Below are 1,494 nucleotides of genomic sequence, written 5' to 3'. Positions count from 1 at the left end.
CCCGCCCAAAATTCTAGCCCATGAGCGCTGACCTTTATGGAAGGAGGACAGCTCGTATTTTTCATTCGGAGAATGGATGCGGTCATCCTCAAGGCCGAAGCCGACCAGCAGGGAGTCCATGCCGAGGAATTTGTCGAAGTCACCGACAATCGGAATAGAACCGCCCATGGCAATCAGAACCGCAGGGTTCGGCCATTCATCAGACAAAGCCTGCTTAGCCTGTGTGACCAGTGGCGAATCATAGGAAAGCTGGATAGCCGGTGAACCGCCATGCGGATGGAATTCTACGCGGCAATCAGCAGGCAGACGGGCCTCGACAAATTTGCGGAAATTGGCGCGGACTTTATCCGGATCCTGCTTATGTACGAGGCGGAAGGAAACTTTGGCAGATGCTTCTGCGGCGATAACAGTCTTGAAACCTTCACCGGTATAGCCGCCGATCATACCGTTGACTTCGGCAGTCGGGCGCGCCCATGTCTGTTCCAGAACACTGCGACCCTGTTCGCCCGACGGTACGGACAGACCGATAGGACCGAGGAAATTCTCAGGGGTGCGGCCAAGACCTTCCCATGACTTCAAAATCTGGCTTGGGGTTTCTTCCACGCCTTCATAGAAATCCTCCACGGTTACGCGGCCGGTTTCATCATGCAGGTCGGCAAGAATTTTCGACAGCACATGCAGCGGATTGGCAGCCGCGCCACCGAAGAAACCGGAATGCAGGTCGCGGTCAGCGGCTTTAATGGTGATCTGTTCACCAACCAGACCACGCAGGCCAACGCAGATCGCCGGTGTATCACGGTTCCACATCGAGGTGTCGCAAACCAAAGCAACATCGGCTTTGAGTTCTTCTTTGTGGCTGTCGAGGAATGGCTTGAGCGATGGTGAACCGGATTCTTCTTCACCTTCAAACAAGATGGTCACTTTGACCGGCAACTGGCCGTGGACTGCTTTATAAGCGCGGCAGGCTTCGACAAAAGTCATCAGCTGACCTTTGTCATCGGATGTACCGCGACCGGTCAGGATCTTACGGCCGGCTTCAGCTTCTTTAACCGCAGGATCAAACGGGTCATTTTCCCAGAGATTCAGCGGGTCAACCGGCTGCACGTCGTAATGACCGTAGAACAGCACATGCGGGGCATCTGTCGTTGCGCCTTCATGATGGGCAACAACCATCGGGTGACCGGGCGTGTCGCGCACACTTGCATCAAAGCCAATGCTCTTCAGATCTTCTACCAGCCATTCCGCAGCTTTGCGGCAATCGGCTTTGAACGCCGGATCTGTGGAAATGGATTTAATGCGCAGAAGATCAAACAGATGATCGACACTGTTGTCGAGATTCTGATCGAGGTGCTGAAGAACAGGTTCAAGTGCTGACATGTTACCCTCATGAAAAAGCATGTTTCGACTCGCAAAGCATGAATGTGTTTTTAAAGTCCGGACGGTTTTAGCGTAAATGGCCGGAGACTGTACAGGGATGATGTCGGGCATTTGCTG

General features: G+C 53.5%; 1 protein-coding gene. It reads right to left on the bottom strand.

Features of this window, described 5'->3' with window-relative positions; all coding sequences use genetic code 11:
- On the bottom strand, nt 1–1,377 hold a 1,377-nt coding region (locus tag A918_RS0111995), incomplete at its 3' end, for a dipeptidase (protein ID WP_022711303.1).
- Nucleotides 1,378–1,494 lie beyond the last annotated feature (117 nt).

Origin of the sequence: Pseudochrobactrum sp. AO18b (assembly GCF_000409565.1) — a bacterium.
Classification (GTDB): domain Bacteria; phylum Pseudomonadota; class Alphaproteobacteria; order Rhizobiales; family Rhizobiaceae; genus Pseudochrobactrum; species Pseudochrobactrum saccharolyticum.
The sequence above is the reverse complement of the archived record's forward strand: the minus strand, read 5'-3'. Positions and strand labels throughout refer to the sequence as shown.